The organism is Corallococcus sp. CA053C (assembly GCF_003611675.1).
Classification (GTDB): domain Bacteria; phylum Myxococcota; class Myxococcia; order Myxococcales; family Myxococcaceae; genus Corallococcus.
Map to the genome: position 1 here is coordinate 1 of NZ_RAWA01000220.1, position 15,691 is coordinate 15,691.

Annotated in this window: 17 protein-coding genes; 2 read left to right on the forward strand and 15 right to left on the reverse strand. The window is 71.5% G+C overall.

What is annotated here, in order from left to right:
- From D7V97_RS25800 to D7V97_RS25810, 3 genes are all read right to left on the reverse strand, one after another.
- Window positions 1-455 (reverse strand): fatty acid desaturase (locus tag D7V97_RS25800; protein ID WP_199728934.1); only part of this gene is annotated, 455 nt, incomplete at its 3' end.
- Between the two features lie 118 nt (window positions 456-573).
- Window positions 574-1,071, reverse strand: a complete 498-nt coding sequence (locus D7V97_RS25805) for a hypothetical protein (RefSeq protein WP_120613295.1) — start codon at window positions 1,069-1,071, stop codon at window positions 574-576.
- A 31-nt stretch (window positions 1,072-1,102) separates the two neighbouring features.
- Window positions 1,103-1,894: a hypothetical protein gene (locus D7V97_RS25810; protein ID WP_233583205.1), complete on the reverse strand. Its 792-nt coding sequence runs from the start codon at window positions 1,892-1,894 to the stop codon at window positions 1,103-1,105.
- 59 nt (window positions 1,895-1,953) lie between these two features.
- Here D7V97_RS25810 and D7V97_RS25815 point away from each other — a divergent pair, with 59 nt between their 5' ends.
- A complete protein-coding gene (locus D7V97_RS25815; RefSeq protein ID WP_120613296.1) occupies window positions 1,954-2,865 on the forward strand; it encodes a LysR family transcriptional regulator in 912 nt (303 codons plus the stop codon).
- Window positions 2,866-2,876: 11 nt separating this feature from the next.
- Here D7V97_RS25815 and D7V97_RS25820 read toward each other — a convergent pair whose 3' ends face one another.
- The 12 genes from D7V97_RS25820 to D7V97_RS25875 form a co-directional block, all read right to left on the reverse strand.
- Window positions 2,877-3,521 carry a YoaK family protein gene (locus tag D7V97_RS25820; RefSeq protein ID WP_120613297.1) on the reverse strand — a complete coding sequence of 215 codons (645 nt, stop codon included), beginning with the start codon at window positions 3,519-3,521 and terminating at the stop codon, window positions 2,877-2,879.
- Window positions 3,522-3,541: 20 nt separating this feature from the next.
- The gene (locus tag D7V97_RS25825) at window positions 3,542-4,924 is read right to left on the reverse strand and encodes an alginate export family protein (protein ID WP_120613298.1); all 1,383 of its coding nucleotides are present in this window, start codon (window positions 4,922-4,924) and stop codon (window positions 3,542-3,544) included.
- Window positions 4,925-4,950: 26 nt separating this feature from the next.
- A complete protein-coding gene (locus tag D7V97_RS25830) occupies window positions 4,951-6,792 on the reverse strand; it encodes an amidohydrolase (RefSeq protein ID WP_120613299.1) in 1,842 nt (613 codons plus the stop codon).
- A 14-nt stretch (window positions 6,793-6,806) separates the two neighbouring features.
- Window positions 6,807-7,055 carry a DUF1427 family protein gene (locus tag D7V97_RS25835; protein WP_120613300.1) on the reverse strand — a complete coding sequence of 83 codons (249 nt, stop codon included), beginning with the start codon at window positions 7,053-7,055 and terminating at the stop codon, window positions 6,807-6,809.
- A 42-nt stretch (window positions 7,056-7,097) separates the two neighbouring features.
- On the reverse strand, window positions 7,098-7,754 hold the full coding sequence (locus D7V97_RS25840) for a hydrolase (RefSeq protein ID WP_120613301.1): 657 nt from the start codon (window positions 7,752-7,754) through the stop codon (window positions 7,098-7,100).
- Window positions 7,755-7,909: 155 nt separating this feature from the next.
- On the reverse strand, window positions 7,910-9,034 hold the full coding sequence (locus tag D7V97_RS25845; protein WP_120613302.1) for a sensor histidine kinase: 1,125 nt from the start codon (window positions 9,032-9,034) through the stop codon (window positions 7,910-7,912).
- Window positions 9,031-9,732, reverse strand: a complete 702-nt coding sequence (locus tag D7V97_RS25850; protein ID WP_120613303.1) for a response regulator — start codon at window positions 9,730-9,732, stop codon at window positions 9,031-9,033. Before D7V97_RS25850 ends, D7V97_RS25845 begins: the two co-directional genes overlap by 4 nt.
- Window positions 9,732-10,922: a sensor histidine kinase gene (locus D7V97_RS25855; protein WP_120613304.1), complete on the reverse strand. Its 1,191-nt coding sequence runs from the start codon at window positions 10,920-10,922 to the stop codon at window positions 9,732-9,734. The genes D7V97_RS25850 and D7V97_RS25855 overlap by 1 nt, the downstream gene beginning before the upstream one ends.
- Window positions 10,922-12,313 carry a sigma-54 dependent transcriptional regulator gene (locus D7V97_RS25860; RefSeq protein WP_120613305.1) on the reverse strand — a complete coding sequence of 464 codons (1,392 nt, stop codon included), beginning with the start codon at window positions 12,311-12,313 and terminating at the stop codon, window positions 10,922-10,924. Before D7V97_RS25860 ends, D7V97_RS25855 begins: the two co-directional genes overlap by 1 nt.
- Before the next feature lie 107 nt (window positions 12,314-12,420).
- Window positions 12,421-12,753: a TraR/DksA family transcriptional regulator gene (locus tag D7V97_RS25865; RefSeq protein WP_233583206.1), complete on the reverse strand. Its 333-nt coding sequence runs from the start codon at window positions 12,751-12,753 to the stop codon at window positions 12,421-12,423.
- A gap of 99 nt (window positions 12,754-12,852) precedes the next feature.
- Window positions 12,853-13,902: a hypothetical protein gene (locus D7V97_RS25870; protein WP_147444979.1), complete on the reverse strand. Its 1,050-nt coding sequence runs from the start codon at window positions 13,900-13,902 to the stop codon at window positions 12,853-12,855.
- Window positions 13,899-14,225 (reverse strand): hypothetical protein, encoded by a 327-nt coding sequence (locus tag D7V97_RS25875; protein ID WP_120613307.1) that lies wholly within the window; start codon window positions 14,223-14,225, stop codon window positions 13,899-13,901. The genes D7V97_RS25870 and D7V97_RS25875 overlap by 4 nt, the downstream gene beginning before the upstream one ends.
- 271 nt (window positions 14,226-14,496) lie before the next feature.
- On the opposite strand from D7V97_RS25875, the gene D7V97_RS25880 reads away from it, so the two are divergent.
- On the forward strand, window positions 14,497-15,513 hold the full coding sequence (locus tag D7V97_RS25880) for a 2-hydroxyacid dehydrogenase (protein WP_120613308.1): 1,017 nt from the start codon (window positions 14,497-14,499) through the stop codon (window positions 15,511-15,513).
- Window positions 15,514-15,691 lie beyond the last annotated feature (178 nt).

The following is a 15,691-nucleotide window of genomic DNA, read 5'->3' on the forward strand; positions in this document are numbered from 1 at the left end:
CCCAGCATCCAGCCCCCCGCGAGCGCGAGCCCCAGCCCCACGACGCCGTGGACGACGTAGGGCAGCCACCAGCGACCGCTGCGCGTGAGGGAATGGACGTCGAAGTCGAGCCCCTTCGCGTACTTCGTGTACGCGGGGTTCTTCTTCAAGAGGCCGATGACGACCCGCTTGTAGCTGCGCAGCTGCTCGGCGCCGATGCCGGCGATGCCCACGTTCACCGGGGAGTGGGGGTCGAGCGGCGTGTCCGAGTGTTCGTGGTGCAGCCGGTGCATCACCACCCAGGACTTCGCGTCGATGCCCGTCACCCAGCTGCCCCCCGCCACCAGCATCCGCTGGAGCACCGGGTGCAGCCGCACGGCCTTGTGGGCGAGCGCCCGGTGGTAGCCCACGGAGATGACAAGCAGGTTCAGCAGATACGCCCCAAGGAAGACAAGCAGGCACCCAATCCAAGACATGGCACGCTCCAACGGGAGTTCCTACCGACCAGTAACCTACCTGAAAGTAGGTTACGGTCCAGTAAGTTCCCTGTCAAGGTGCCCGGGTGCCGCCCGGATGCCGGGCGGCGGTGCGACTTCAGCGCGCGTCCGTCGGCATCGTGCCCTGGCTGTAGGTGTCACAGAGGGCCAGGTACTTGTCGCTGTCCATGTCGAGCGCGGCGACGCGCTGCTTCTTCACCTTGGGCTTGTCCAGGGTCGTCTTCACCTGGACCAGCTTGAGGATGGGGATGCCCATGTACGACTGGTTGAAGTAGACGTTCTCCTCCATCTCGTTCCAGGCGATGAGCAGGCCGTCCTCGAAGCGGATGCCCTCCCGGCCGATGAGCAGCGCGGGCTTGTCCAGGCTGCCCAGGGGCTTCACGCATTTGAAGAGCATCACGGCCGCGCCCAGGGTGATGAAGGCGGAGAAGGCCATCGCGCCCGTCTGTCCCATCGCCCGCCAGGTGAGCACCCCGAAGAAGGCCAGGGCCAGCGTCCAGAGCAACGCGCCCGCGATGAGCTTGAAGCGCGAGTAGTAGATGGCGTGCGGCTCCTGCGCCTTCTTCTTCATCTGGGGGGAGCGGTAGATTTCCATGAGGTGACACCCGGGGGGTTGGGGGTGGAGGTCAGCCGGCCAGGCGGTCTGACAGGTAGGCCAGCAGGACTGGTGCGTTGATGACCTTCGCTTCGTCGATCTTCCGGGGCTTGCCCAGCGAGACGATGATCAGCTCGCGCGTCGCCGCGCCCTGGTCCAGCTCGTCCTGGAGGCGGATGCTCTCGATGTCCTCCCAGCGCATCAGCTGCCCCTTGTGGGTCAGCCCCGCGTCGCTGAGGGTGAGCGGACCGAAGCGCACCGGCTCCCCCGCGGCGACCTGGCGGCCCACGCCCTCCAGCAGCCGGGGCACGACGTTCCCCAGCACCGTGTGTCGCAGGTCGTCCGCGTCGCTCCACAGCCCCAGCCGCAGCCGGTAGGTCCCGTCACGGTGATGCAGGACGACCTGTTGCTCCTGGTGCTGTTCCACGAGCGTGTGCACGTTGCGCCAGGCGATCCGCGTGGTGCCGTCGCGCAGCCCCTGGTCGTCCACGGCCAGCGTGCCCGGCGCGCGCGTCCAGACGAAGACGTCGCTGGCCCGCCAGCCGATGACGTAGATGCCGCAGGGGATGCCGAGCAGCAGGAAGAAGTACCCGTAGACGCTCTGGAGCAGGCCTTCGACCACGAACCGCGGCAGCAGGTGCACCGACGTGGGGGCGAGCAGGATGGCCGCCACGCCGTAGAGGAACACGAGGCCCATGCCGAGCCAGAACAGGGCGTGCGTGGGAAAGATCAGGGTGTGCGCGCGCTTCAACAAGGGCGCGGGGGTATAGACAATTGCATCTCCCCTTGCGAACGCATTCGACACCCGGGCGCTCGGGCGCATGACTTCTCACCGGCTGAGACCGTCTTTGTCAAACCATCGATCCGTGAGATGGACCGGGCATGTACGATCCGGTCACCCTCGATCAGCTCCGCGCCTTCGCGACCGTCGTCGAGGAAGGGAGCTTCTCGGCGGCGGCGAGGAAGCTGCGCCGCGTGCAGTCGGCCATCAGCACGTCGATGGCGAACCTCGAAGCCCAGCTGGGCGTGCCGCTCTGGGATCGCTCGACGAAGGTGGCCACGCTGACCGAGCAGGGGCAGGCGGTGCTCGCGTCGACCCGGCGCGTGCTCACCGAGGTCGACGGCCTGCGGCGGCTCACCACCGGCATGACGCTGGGGCTCGAGGCGTCGGTGTCGCTGTGCCTGGACGCCTTCTTCCCCGTGAAGGCGCTCGTCGACCTCTGCGCCACGTTCACCCGGGAGTTCCCCGCGGTCGACCTGCGCATCGACACGCAGCTCATGTCCGCGGTCTCCGCTCGCGTGCTCGCGGGCACGGCCACCCTCGGTGTGGTGAGCCCGGCGGGCCTGGCACGGGGGCTCGAGGCGCAGGCGCTGGCCCCCATCCGGGTGCTCCCCGTCGTCAGCCCGCGGCACCCGCTCGCCGCCCTCAAGGGACGCATCGCGACCCGCCACTTCGTGGAGGCCATCCAGGTCGTGCTCTCCGACTGCGATGACGATGGCGTCGCTGATCAGGTCGGGCTGTCCCCGCGCACCTGGCGCGTCGGAGACCTCTACACCAAGCATGAGCTGCTGCGCGCGGGGCTCGGCTGGGGCAACCTGCCGGAGCACCTGGTGCGCGACGACCTGCGCTCGGGTGCGCTGGTGCCCATCCGTCCCATGGCCTGGGGCGACCACGAGAACGCGCTCAAGCTGCTGGCCATCTACCGGAGCGACACCGTGTTCGGGCCGGCGCACCACTGGCTGCTGGAGCAGCTCACCCAGCTGTGCGAGCGGGAGGCACGCCGCCAGAAGTAGGCCCGTGCCGCTCAGCCCGCGTCGTGCAGCCGGCTGCGCACCAGCAGCGCGAGCCCCATCGGTGCGAGCAACGCCGCGAACCCCAGCTGCTGGACGCCGAACGCCCCGCCCAGGCACCCCAGCGCGAACGCCAGGATGATGAAGCCCAGCGAGCGATGCTTGCCGGCGTTCTCCGGGGCGCCCGGGATCACCTTCTCCACGAACCACTGCGTGACGTTGCCCGTCATCACGGTCGTCATCGGGCCCAGCGAGGGCGCCACCCGGTGCATCGCATTGTGGATGCCCATGGCGATGACCGCGAGGACCACGACGACCCGGTGGGCCGCCGTCCCCTGCACGACGAGGGGCACGGCGGACGCCACGCCGAAGGCCACCGCCTCCAGGAGCAGGAGCAGGCGCGCGGAGCTCCCCACCCGACGATGCAGGTGCGTGGCCAGGAAGACGGCCAGGACGAAGATGGGAAAGGTCGAAAGCTTCAGCCACTCGTCCGCGTTGGCGCGCCGCGCGAGGTCCGCGGCGAGCACGACGAAGTTGCCGGTGACGTGCGCGCAGAAGATGCCACCCGCGCCGACGAAGGTGACGGCGTCCGCGTAGCCGGCGATGAAGGCGAGCGCGGTGGGGACCAGCAGGGGCGGAGGCGAGGAGGGCTGTGTCATCGGAGGAGCGGTGCCGTGCGTCAGTAGGTGAAGGTCGTCCAGGTGCCCAGGAAGTCGACGCCCTGGAGGTTGACCGCCCGCAACGCGGGTCCGGCGACGACGTGTGAGTACTCGAGGTTGAACATGAAGTGGCGGGTGACGCGATACCCGAGCGACAGCGAGAGCTGCGCGCCGGTGTACCGCGCCTCCGAAGCCTCGGGCGGCACGAGGACGTCCCCTGGCGGCGTGTAGACGGCGTCGTGGACCGACTGTCGGAAGAAGAAGACGCAGCCCGCCTCCAGGGTGACCGCGTCGAGGTCCCACTGCACGAGCGGATGCACTTCGTAGAGGTTCGACGGGTAGATCAACGGCAGGGCGCTGAAGAAGGTCTGGTTCGGGAACCAGGCATGGAAGGTGGAAACCCGACCGTCGTCGGCGTGGCCGTCGCCGCTCAGCGCGTCGCCCCGCACGCCCAGCCGCAGCGGCGCGAAGGGCAGCCGCTGCCACAGTCCGCCCGCCAGCCCCCACGCCAGGATCCGGGCGCCGCCCACCGTGCCGGCCTGCGCGAGCGCGTGCCCGATGTACTCGAAGCCGCCCTCCGTCTGTCCGAACAGCCGCACGCCGAGCATGTGGCGCACCTCGCGCCCCTCCACCTCTCCGTAGGTCACCGAAGGACGATCCCGCCCCAGGTAGAAGGCGTCGAACGAGAGCCGATTTCGCGGCAGGACCTCCACGGTCGCGTAGACGCCCCAGAACCGGTTGCGCGCGGAGGGAGCGTCGTCGAGCACGCCGCGCTGGAGCCGAGGCACGACACCGCCGAAGCCCTCCACGGACCAGCCCTCGCCCGTGGCGGTGAGGCGGGCGAGGTCGAACGCCTGACGCACGTTGGTCCCATCCCGCGTGCTCACCCACCGCGTCGACCCCAGCGCCAGCTCCTGCCGTCCCACGCGGGCGACGAAGCGGACCTTGCGCGGCGCGAAGCGCCATTCCAGGAACGCCTGCTGCACGTCGAACAGGTCACTTCCGGGCGGCTCGTCGCGGGCAGGAGCACCGAGGGCGTAGTGCCCTCCAACCTGGATGAAGGCCCGAGCGGGCCCCACGTGGGCATCCAGGTGCAGCAGGTTGCGCGAGAACAGGACGCTCTCTGGCAGCGGCCCGTCCAGCCCGTCGGTCAGCTCGTAACGCAGACGATGCTGCCCGCCGAGCGAGAGCCAGGCCTGCTCCGCGAGCGGGAGGTATTTGACGCGGTCGAACGGATCATCGCCGGGGCGCAGGGAGGGATCCGACCAGTCCTCCAGATAGCGGATCGAGGCATACCGTGGCGCCTCGCGCGGCTCGGGCGCGTCCTCGGCGCGGGCCGCCAGGGACGCGGTGAGCACCCCGGAGACCAGCAGGAGGCACGCGCTTCGCGAACAACGCAGCATGGGGGCACTCTCCCGCGTCCCTTCGCCTAGAACGCCCAGCAGGAGCAGCCCAGGAGGCCCCAGAACGTCGGGTCCTCCGCGACGGGCACCGGCCGCCGCCAGGCCGCCGCGCCATGGGCATGCACGCCACACGCGTGGGGTGCGGCGTGAAGCGATGCCGTGGCGCTCGCGGCGGCGTGCGCATACCCACCGAAGCTGCGCACCGGAGACCAGTCCGGCATCGCCGGGGGCAGCGGCGGCGCGAGGTCCGCGAAGCCTCCAGCGCCGTGGACCACCTTGCCGCCGAGGACCGTGAGCACCGACTCCAGGTGGGAGATCCTCTCCGCGGGCACGCTGAAGTAGTCCTCCGAGAGCACGGCGAGATCCGCGAGCTGCCCCACGGCGAGCTGCCCCTTCTTGCCGGACTCCGAGGAGAACCAGGTGTTGCGTTCGGTCCAGAGCCGCAGCGCGGTCTCCCGGTCGAGCAGCGCGTCTTCTCCGTAGAGCGACGTCCCCGCCACGGTCCTGCCGGTGACCAGCCAGGCCAGCGAGACCCACGGGTTGTAGGACGCGACCCGCGTGGCATCCGTGCCGGCACCCACGGGGACGCCGGCGGCGAGCATGCGGGCGACGGGCGGCGTGTGGGCCGCGGCGGCCGCGCCATAGCGCTCCACGAAGTACTCGCCCTGGTAGGCCATCCGGTGTTGCACCGCGATGCCGCCGCCGAGCGCCGCGATGCGATCGATGTTCCGCTCGGAGATGGTCTCCGCGTGGTCGAAGAACCAGTGCAGCCCCTGGAAGGGGATCTCGCGGTTGACGCGCTCGAAGACGTCGAGGGCGCGCGAGATGCTCTCATCGTAGGTGGCGTGCAGGCGCCACGGCCAGCGGTTCTCCACGAGCAGCCGGACGACCTCCTCGAGCTGTCCCTCCATGTCCGCCGGCAGCTCCGGGCGCGGTTCGCGGAAGTCCTCGAAGTCCGCGGCGGAGAAGACCAGCATCTCTCCGGCGCCGTTGTGGCGGAAGTGGTCGCTGCCCTGCCCGGGCCGGACCTGCTTCGTCCACGCGCGGAAGTCGACGGCCTCGGCGCCCTTGTTCTGCGTGAAGAGGTTGTAGGCGATGCGCAGCGTGAGCTCGCCCGCGTCCGCGAGCTTCTGCACGACGGCGTAGTCGTCAGGGTAGTTCTGGAAGCCGCCGCCCGCGTCGATGACCCCGGTGATGCCCAGGCGGTTCAGCTCGCGCATGAAGTGGCGGGTCGAGTTCTCCTGGTACTCCCGGGGCAGCTTCGGGCCCTTCGCCAGGCTCGCGTAGAGCAGCTGCGCGTTCGGCTTCGCGAGCAGGAGCCCGGTGGGATTCCCATGCCGGTCGCGCTGGAGCTCGCCCCCCGGCGGGTTCGGGGTGTCCCGGGTGTAGCCACACGCGCGGAGCGCCGCGGCGTTCAGCAGGGCGCGGTCATAGAGGTGGAGGATGAAGACGGGCGTGTCGGGCGCGGCGGCGTTCAGCTCCTCGAGCGTCGGCAGGCGGCGCTCGGCGAACTGGAGCTCGGTGAAGCCCCCCACGACGCGGACCCACTGGGGCGCGGGGGTGACGGCCACCTGCTGGCGCAGCATGCGCATCGCGTCCGCGAGCGACCGGACACCGTCCCAGCGCAGCTCCAGGTTGTAGTTGAGCCCGCCGCGAATGACGTGGGTGTGGCTGTCGATGAGGCCGGGCACGACGCGGCGGCCTCCCACGTCGATGACGCGGGTGCCTGGCCCGCGCGTCTTGAGAATGTCCCCCCCCGAGCCCACCGCCGAGAACCGTCCGTCCGTGATGGCGACGGCCTCGACCTCGGAGGCTCCGGGGGTCAGCGTGGTGAACCGACCCTGGTGAAGGATGAGCTCGGGGGGCATGGCGATGGTCCTTGTCAGGGGTTGGGAGGTGAGGAGGGGGGCACGCCGGTGACCTTCGGAACGCACTCCTCGGCGATCCACGCCGGGGTGACGGGCTCGCGACGGAGCAGCCGGCGCCCGACGGGCACCAGCTGCTCACCGAGCAGGATTCCCAGCAGTCCCGCCAGCGCGACGAGCGGCGGCGCGGGAGAGCGGACCCCGAGCAGACCGTAGATGAGGCCGATCAACGCACCGGCCGCGATGGACACCAGGTAGATCTTCATTGAGCGGTCTCTCGCGCGAGGGATTTGCCAGGGCATCGGGGCTCAGTGACCGCCCTCGCCTCCGCCGAACATGGTCTTCGCGTAGAGCAGCCCGAGGCCGTAGGCGCCGCCCGACTTCTTCGCGAGGTTCACGACGGCGTCGTATGTCTTGCCGCAAGCCCAGTCGCGCTGCAGTTCGAGCAGATACTGGAGCGAGGTCAGGGGACGGACTCCCGCCTGCACCATGCGGTCCATCGCGCGGTCGTGGGCCTCCGTCGACACGTCACCGCACGCATCGGCGATGACGTAGACCTCGAAGCCCTGGTCGAGCGCCGAAAGCGCGGGACCGACGATGCACACCGACGTCCAGAGGCCCGCCAGGACGATGCGCGACTTCCCGATGGCATTGACGCGCTCGGCGATGCGCGGGTCCTCCCAGGTGTTCATCGAGGTCCGGTCGATGGCGCCCCCGTCCGGGAAGGCCTCCTTGAGCTCGGTGAACATCGGGCCGGAGAACGACTTCTCCGCGACGGTGGTGAGGATGGTCGACACGTCGAACACCCGCGCCGCGCCCGCGACGAGCGCGACGTGGGTGCGCAGCAGGTTCGCGTCAATCGAGTGGGTCGCGAACGCCATCTGCGGCTGGAAGTCGATGAGGATCAGCGTGTGGTCGCCAGGGGTGAGAAGCGTCTTGCCAGGGGCTGCGGTCGCGGTCGCCATGTGGAGGTCCTCCGGGGGAGGAGGGACCCTCGCCTGAGCACGACGTCATCGCAATCCGCAAACGGCAGATGATTCGTATCGATTCAGCAGATGGCCAGAGGGGCCGCTCAAGCGAGCGGCAGGTACAGCTCCGTCCGCGGCGCGTGCGGAGGTTTTCAGCCCGCGTCCGCCAGGGCAGGCAGGCGCACCGTGAAGCGCGCGCCACCAAGCGGCCCGGCCTCCACCGCGATGGTGCCGCCGTGCTGGGTGACGATGGCGTGCACGATGGAGAGCCCCAGCCCGCTGCCGCTCGCCTTGGTGGTGAAGAAGGGCTCGAAGAGGCGCGCCTGCACGTCGGCGGGGATGCCGGGGCCGTTGTCGTCCACGCACAGCGCCACCTCGTCGCCCTGGGTGCTCGCGCTGAAGCACACGCGGCCTCCCGGGGGCGCCGCCTGGAGGGCGTTGAGCGCGAGGTTCAGCAGCACCTGCCGCAGCCGCTCCTCGTCCCCGCGCACCACGACCACCCGCGTGGGCTCCACCTCCAGCGCCACGTCCCGCTCCTCCGCCTGTCCCGACAACAGGCTGCGCACCCGTTCGAGCAGCGGCGCGACCTCCACGGCGTCCGACTGGAACTCGCGCGGACGGGCGAACTGGAGGAAGTCCTCGAGGATGTGATCCAACCGGCGGATCTCATCCCGCACGAGCATGAGCGGCTCCAGGAGCGGCCCCTGGACGGCGGCGTCCAGCCTGCGCACCCGCCGCTCCAGCACGGTGAGCTGCAGCCCGGCGGCGTTGAGCGGGTTGCGGATCTCATGGCTCAGGCCCGCCGTCAGCGTGCCCACCGCCGCCAGCTTCTCCGTCACCTGCGCGCGCCGGGCCAGCTCCCGCTTCTCGCGGTGCAGCCGCACCTGGCGCAGCGCCTGCTCCAGGGTGAGCAGCAGCTCCGGGGTGGCGCAGGGCTTGAGCAGGTACGCGCACGCGCCCGCGTGCACCGCGGCCACCGCCGCCTCCAGCATGCCCAGGCCGGTGAGCAGCACCACCTCGCCGTCCGGCATCAGCTCCTTGAGGCGCGGCGCCAGCGACGTGCCCTCCCCGTCCGGCAGCCGCACGTCCACGAGCGCGACGTCGAAGCCCTTCTTCGCCCGCTCCAGCGCGGCCGCGCAGCTCGTCGCGCTCGACACCTCGTAGCCCTCGTCCCCGAGCAGCTCCGTCATGTTGTCGAGGAAGGCCGCGTTGTCGTCCACCACCAGCACGCGGGGGCGGTACGGCAGGCCGGCGGCCTGCACCGGCGACGCCTTCATGGGAGGCCCCCGTGCAGCTTCTCCAGCGCGGCGAGCAGCGCCCCGGTGTCGAACGGCTTGCGGATCAACCGGCCGTCGAAGTCCCCGGGCAGCGCGTCCGGGTGGGCGGTGACGACGAAGGGGGTGAGCCCGGGGAAGCGCTCCCGCACGCGGCGCAGCGCCTCGCCGTCGGGGCCGCCCGGCACCCGCAGGTCCACGAGCGCGGCGAAGGGGCTGACGGCGCCCAGCCGCTCCACCTCCGGCACCGAGCGCGCGGACACGGACGTGAACCCCCGGCCGCGCAGCACCTCCGTGAGGTTGTCCAGGAGGTGCGGGTCGTCCTCCACCAGCACCACGAGCCCGTCGCGCCGCGCCCGCGCGAGCAGCTCCACCAGCGCGGGCATGGGCACGGGCTTGGGCAACACCGCGAGCACACCCGCGTCCCGGGCGCGCGCCAGCTCCGCCTCGCCGGGGTGCGCGGTGACGATGATGGCCGCGAGCCCCGGGTCCAACCGCCGCAGGTGCTGCACCACGGCGGCGCCGCTCATCCCGGGCATGCGCATGTCGGTGATGAGCACGTCGTAGCGCTCCGCGCGCACGGCCAGCAGCGCCTCCTCGCCGGAGCCCACCACCCGGGCCACGTGGCCCGAGTCCTCGAGGATCTCCGCGAGGTTCTCCGCGAAGGCCCGGTTGTCGTCCACGAGCAGGAAGCGGCCCATCAGGTGGCCTCCGGAGGCAGGGGCAGGTGCACCACGAAGCGCGCCCCCCCGAGTCCGCCCTCGCGCGGGGCGTACGTGATGCCGCCGCCGTGGCGGTCCAGGATGCGCCGCACGAGCGCGAGCCCCAGCCCCAGGCCCCGCGCCTTGGTGGTCATCAGGGGCTCGAAGACGCGCGCGCGGATGGCCGGATCCAGGCCCGGGCCGCTGTCCTCCAGCACGAGCCGCACCTCCTGCGCTCCGGACTCCGGGAAGCCCGCCTCCAGCCGCACCTCGCCGGCGGTGTCCCCCAGCGCCTGCACCGCGTTCTCCAGCAGGTTCACGAAGACCTGGAGCAGCTGCACCGCGTCGCCTTGCAGCGGCGGCAGGGCCTCCAGTCCCACGGCGCTCACCCGCACGTGCTCCGGAGGGGTGACGGCGGTCAGCGCGGACGTCCACACGTCCGTGAGCTGGAGCGGCGCATGGGCCAGCGGACGGGCGCGGATCATGTCCAGCAGGCTGGTGATGATGTGGTTGGCGATGCCCACCTGTTCGCCAATGCGATCCAGGTGCTTGACCACGCGCGGATCCTCCAGCGAGGCGGGGCGGCCCTTGAGGATGAAGAGCGAGGTCTCGATGACGCCCAGTGGGTTGCGCAGCTCGTGCCCGATGGAGCCCACCAACTGCCCGAAGGTGGCGAGCCGCTCCGCGCGCGCGGCCTGGGCGAGCAGGTCCTCGCGGTACGTGTGGAGCATGATGGCGAGCTCCAGGTCCAGGATCTTTCCCAGCGCGCGCCGCAGCCGCACGGCCTCGTCGGGCTGCTCGCGCAGCGACTCCTCCAGGACGTCCGTGAGCTCCTGGCGCAGCAGGTTCATGGCGCCGAACATGTAGTGCTGCGGCAGGCTGATGCGCACGTGCACGCGGCCGATGCGGCAGCGGCGCTCGAAGTAGGCCGTGTCCCAGGGCCCCTGGAGGAGCGTGCCCATCCAGTGCTGGAGGGTCACCTTGAGGTGGCCCACCTGGCTCTCGCCGCCCTCCAACGCCTTGCGCGCCTCCGGGTGTTCGAGGATGCGGCGGTAGAAGACATCCGCGATGCGCTCGAAGTGAGCCTCGGCGAGCGGGTGCAGCGCTCGCAGGGCCGCTCCGTCCTCGGCGCTGAAGCCGACGTAGTGCTGGAGCTCCTCGAAGACGCTCTCGGTCCGGGTTTCCAACATCACTCCTCCCCCGAGGCTTCCGCCTCCGGGCCGCCGCCGCCGCCCGCGTACTCCTTGAGCTTGTATTGGATCTTCCGCACGCTGATGCCAAGCACTTCCGCCGCGCGCGTGGTGGAGCCCTGCACCATCTCCAGGGTGCGCAGGATGGCCTCGCGTTCGATGGCGGCGAGGCTCGCGCCGGGGATGAGCCGCTCGCTGGACTCAGGACTCGGGCGCGGCCCGCGCAGCACGGGCGGCAGGTCGTCCGCGGTGAGCTCTTCACCCCGCGCGAGCACCACCGCGCGCTCCACCGCGTTCTCCAGCTCGCGGATGTTGCCCGGCCAGTCGTGGCTCATCAGCGCTTGCAGGGTGCCGGGCGCCAGCCCCTTCACGTCCTTGCCGTAGGAGGCGTTGCAGCGCTCGAGGAAGTGGTTCACCAGCGCGGGGATGTCCCCCTTGCGACGGCGCAGCGGGGGCAGCGTCACCGCCACCACGTTGAGCCGGTAGTAGAGGTCCTCGCGGAAGCGGCCCGCCTTCACCTCCGCCTGGAGGTCGCGGTGGGTGGCCGCGACGATGCGCACGTCCACCTTCAGCGTCTGGGTGCCGCCCACGCGCTCGAACTCGCGGCTCTGCAGCACGCGCAAGAGCTTCACCTGCACGGCGAGGGAGATTTCGCCAATCTCGTCGAGGAACAGGGTGCCGCCGTCAGCCAGCTCGAAGCGGCCCTCCTTGCGCGCGACGGCGCCGGTGAAGGCGCCCCGCTCGTGGCCGAACAGCTCGCTCTCCAGGAGCCCCTCGCTCAAGGCCGCGCAGTGCACCTTCACGAAGGGGCGCTCCTTGCGAGGGCTGAGTTCATGCAGCGCCTGGGCGACCAGCTCCTTGCCGGTGCCGCTCTCCCCGAGGATGAGCACGGTGGCCTTCGTGGGCGCCGCCTGCTGGATGAGGGCGTAGACGCCCTGGAGCTCGGGCGCGTCTCCAATGATGTTGCCCACGCGGAAGCGCTCCGCCACGCGCTCGCGCAACTGGCGCGTCTCCGTCTTGAGCTGGCGCGTCTCCAGCGCCTTGCCCAGCACGACGAGCACCGCGTTCATGTCCAGCGGCTTGGTGAGGTAGCTCTCGGCGCCCGCCCGCATCGCCTCCACCGCCGCCTCCACGGACGCGAACGCCGTCATCACCACGAAGGTCGCGTCGCTGCCGGCCTCGCGCGCGCGGCGCATCAGCGTGAGCCCGTCCATCCGGGGCATGCGCACGTCGGTGAGCACCGCCGCGGGCGCGAAGTCCGCGAGCAGGCCGAGCGCCTCGACGCCGTCCGCGGCCTCGCGCACCTCGAAGCCCTCCTCCTTGAGGATGGTGGCGATGGCGCGCCGTGCGTTCACCTCGTCGTCCACCACCAGGATGCGTTCGTTGGCCATGCCCTTGCTTACCAAAGATGCCCCGGGGGACGCTCCCGCCAGGGCCCCGGGAGGCCCCAGCAGGAGCGGGCGGGCGGACACTTCCCGCGCCGTGCCGTGCGCGAGGCTCAACGGTGGCCCCCCTGGGTCCGCCGGTCCGCGCACGTGAGGCAGCAGCGCGCCTCCGGGACGGCGAGCAGGCGCTGTCGCCCGATGGCGCCCCCGCAGCGCTCGCACCCGCCGAAGCGGCCCTCCTCGATGCGCACGAGCGCCGCCTCCACCTCCTCCATCTCCTGGCGCTCCTGCCGCGCGAACCGCGCCGCGTGCAGGTTCGCGCTGAAGGACAGGGTGCGGGCCCCGCCTCCGGGGAGGGCCTCCGCGGACTCGCGCTGGGTGCGCAGCGCGTCCCGGCGGCACAGCAGCATCTGGCGCGCCTGGAGAATCATCGGGTCGGTGGTCATGGGGTCCTCGCGCGCGGGGCCTCCAGCGGTGGAGGGGATGCGGACGCGCGAGGTGACTTCATGATTCGTGCCGGACCCTGGTGGGTCCGGCGTGCACGCTCACGGCACCGGAGGGAGGGCGGGGCTCACGGCCAGCCGCCGCCGCGCCGCGAGCACGCCCGGCACCGCGAGCACCGCCACGGCCACCGACACCAGCGCGGCGCCCACGAGGTCCCTGACGCCCACGCCGGGAAGCCCCAGCAGCAGGGAGAGCGCGAGCGTCGCGCCCACGCCCGCGAACACGCTGGAGGCGCGGTTCACCGGCACGGTGAAGGTGTTCTCCCGGGGGTCGAGCAGCACCAGCCCGCCGAAGATGCCGCCGCCCTGGGAGAGCAGCCCCACGGCGAACTCGATGGGCAGCGTGGGGCGGGAGAACATCCCGAGGAAGCCCTCGCGCAGCTGCATGGCCGCGCTGCCCGCGCCCGTCAGCGCCCACAGCGCGAGCAGGACGAGCAGCGCGGGCGTGGCCACCATCTGCTCCTCCACGAAGTAGCGCTCGCGCGTGCCGGGCGTGTCGTTCTTCGCCAGCTGGCTCATGAAGCGCAGCCGCACGAAGTAGCTGGCGATGTACACCGCCAGGTCCAGCCCGGCGGCGAGCGAGAGGTGGGGGCTGGCGCCCGGCCCCGTGGCGACAATCAGGGCCGCGAGGCTCACGCCCAGCGCCACCCGGGAAGGCCACGCGACCCGGCGGCCGCTGAGCGCATCCACCAGAGGCGCGAGCACCAGCACCCCGCCGCGCATCAGCAGCATCATGAAGACGATGGAGGTGCCGTTGAACGTGTAGGCGAGCGTGGTGGTCGCGATGATGCCCGTGGTGCACAGGCCCGACAGGAAGGTCCAGCGCCCCGGCCACGGCAGCTCCACCCGCCCGAAGCGGCGGCGGCCCGCGTCTTGGAAGCGGTGGCTTGCCCACAGGTAGAGGAACATCCCCACCAGCGTTGACACCGCCGTGGAGGGCAGGAGCACGAAGCCCGGCAGGCCCGCCGCCATGCCCGGCAGGGCGCCCAGGCTCAGCGCCTTCGTCAGCGCGCTGTACGGCAGGTAGCAGGCGAAGTAGCCGAAGGCGAGCCACCAGATGGAGGCCGCCGCCTTGCCGGGAGCCTTCGTCATGCGCGCGCCACGCAGCACCGGACCTCGGGCAGCGACCGCGGGCTCTCGGGCCCCAGAGCGCTCCCGCAGATCTCGCACCGGGCCGGGCCGTCGGGCCCGAGCCGCTCCAGCGCCCGCTCCACCTCTTCGAGCGCCCGCTCCTCCAGCGCGTGGAGCCGCGCGAGCATCCGCAGCTCCTCCGGCACCCCCGCGCTGTCCGCCCGCTCGGGCTCCCCGAGGTCCTGGACGAGCTGCGCCGCGAGCCCGTGCAGGCGCCGCAGCGTGAGCAATGTCTCCCGACGGTGGAGCAGTTGCTGCCGCACCTCGGTGTCCCTGGCGTTCATCGGTGTTCCTCCGCCCCCGCCCCCCGGGGCCGGTGCTTGCCCTACTTGTTTCAGGATGCATGCCAGCTCTCGGGCCGTGGACGCCAGAGCACACCCGCAAAAAATGCGCGGGCCTTGCGTCCGTTCGCGAAACCTTTGCGTCCCCCTGGGAAGCGCCAGGCCGCCAGGGCGCCGAGCGCCACCGCCCGGCGCTCCTGGCTCGCACGCGCGGTGCAAGGGCAGCCGGGAAGCCCCTGGCGGCCGTCGCCGTTGTGGGAATGGGAGAGCCGCCATGCGCATCGCCTTCTTCGACACCCACCGCTTCGACCGCGCCGCCTTCGAGGAGGCGAACGCCGCGTTCGGCCACACCCTCACGTACTTCGAGCCCCGGCTCACGCCACAGACGGTGGGCCTGGCCGCGGGCTTCCCCGCCGTGTGCTCCTTCGTGAACGACCGGCTGGACGCGGCGTGCCTTCAGGCGCTCGCGGACGGCGGCACGCGGCTGGTGGCGCTGCGCTCCGCGGGCTTCAACCACGTGGACCTCGTGCAGGCCGGGCGGCTGGGGCTCACCGTGGTGCGCGTGCCCGAGTACTCGCCGCAGGCCGTGGCCGAGCACACCGCCGCGCTCGTGCTCGCGCTCAACCGCAAGGTGCACCGGGCCTACGCGCGCGTGCGCGAGTGGAACTTCTCCCTCGACGGGCTGGTGGGCTTCGACCTGCACGGCAAGACGGTGGCGCTCGTGGGGCTGGGGCGCATCGGGCGCGCCGCGGCCCGCATCTTCCGGGGCTTCGGCTGCCGGCTGCTCGGCGTGGATCCGCGGCTCTCCGCCCAGGACGCGCACGAGCTGGGCATGGAGTCCGTGGAGCTCGCGGAGGCGCTGCGCCAGGCGGACATCGTCTCGCTGCACGTGCCGCTCACGCCCGCCACGCGCCACCTCATCGACGCGGCCGCGCTCGCGAAGATGAAGCCCGGGGCGATGATCATCAACACCGGCCGTGGGGCGCTGCTCGACAGCCACGCCCTGGTGGAGGCGCTCAAGTCGGGGCACCTGGGGGCGGCCGGACTCGACGTGTACGAAGAGGAGGAGGGCATCTTCTTCCAGGACCTCTCCGAGCAGGTGCTCCAGGACGACGTGCTCGCGCGCCTCTTGACGTTCCCCAACGTGGTGATCACCGCGCACCAGGGCTTCCTCACCCGCGAGGCCCTGCACGCCATCGCCCGGACCACGCTCGAAAGCGTGCAGCGCTTCGAGCGCGGAGAGGCGCCGGGCCCCACGGAGGTGCGGGCCGAGCAGGTCATCAAGGGCTGAGCGCGGCGGTACGGGGCATGCGGCATGCACTGCCTCCGGGCGGCAGGACCTGTTCCTTCCCCCTGCCTGATGGAGCCGTCCCCATGCCCGCCTCCGCGTCCGTGCGCTTCACCCGCGGCGTCCTCTGCGCCACCCTGCTCGCCGCGGGGTGCGCGGGGCCCGCGAACGACCTGCGCCA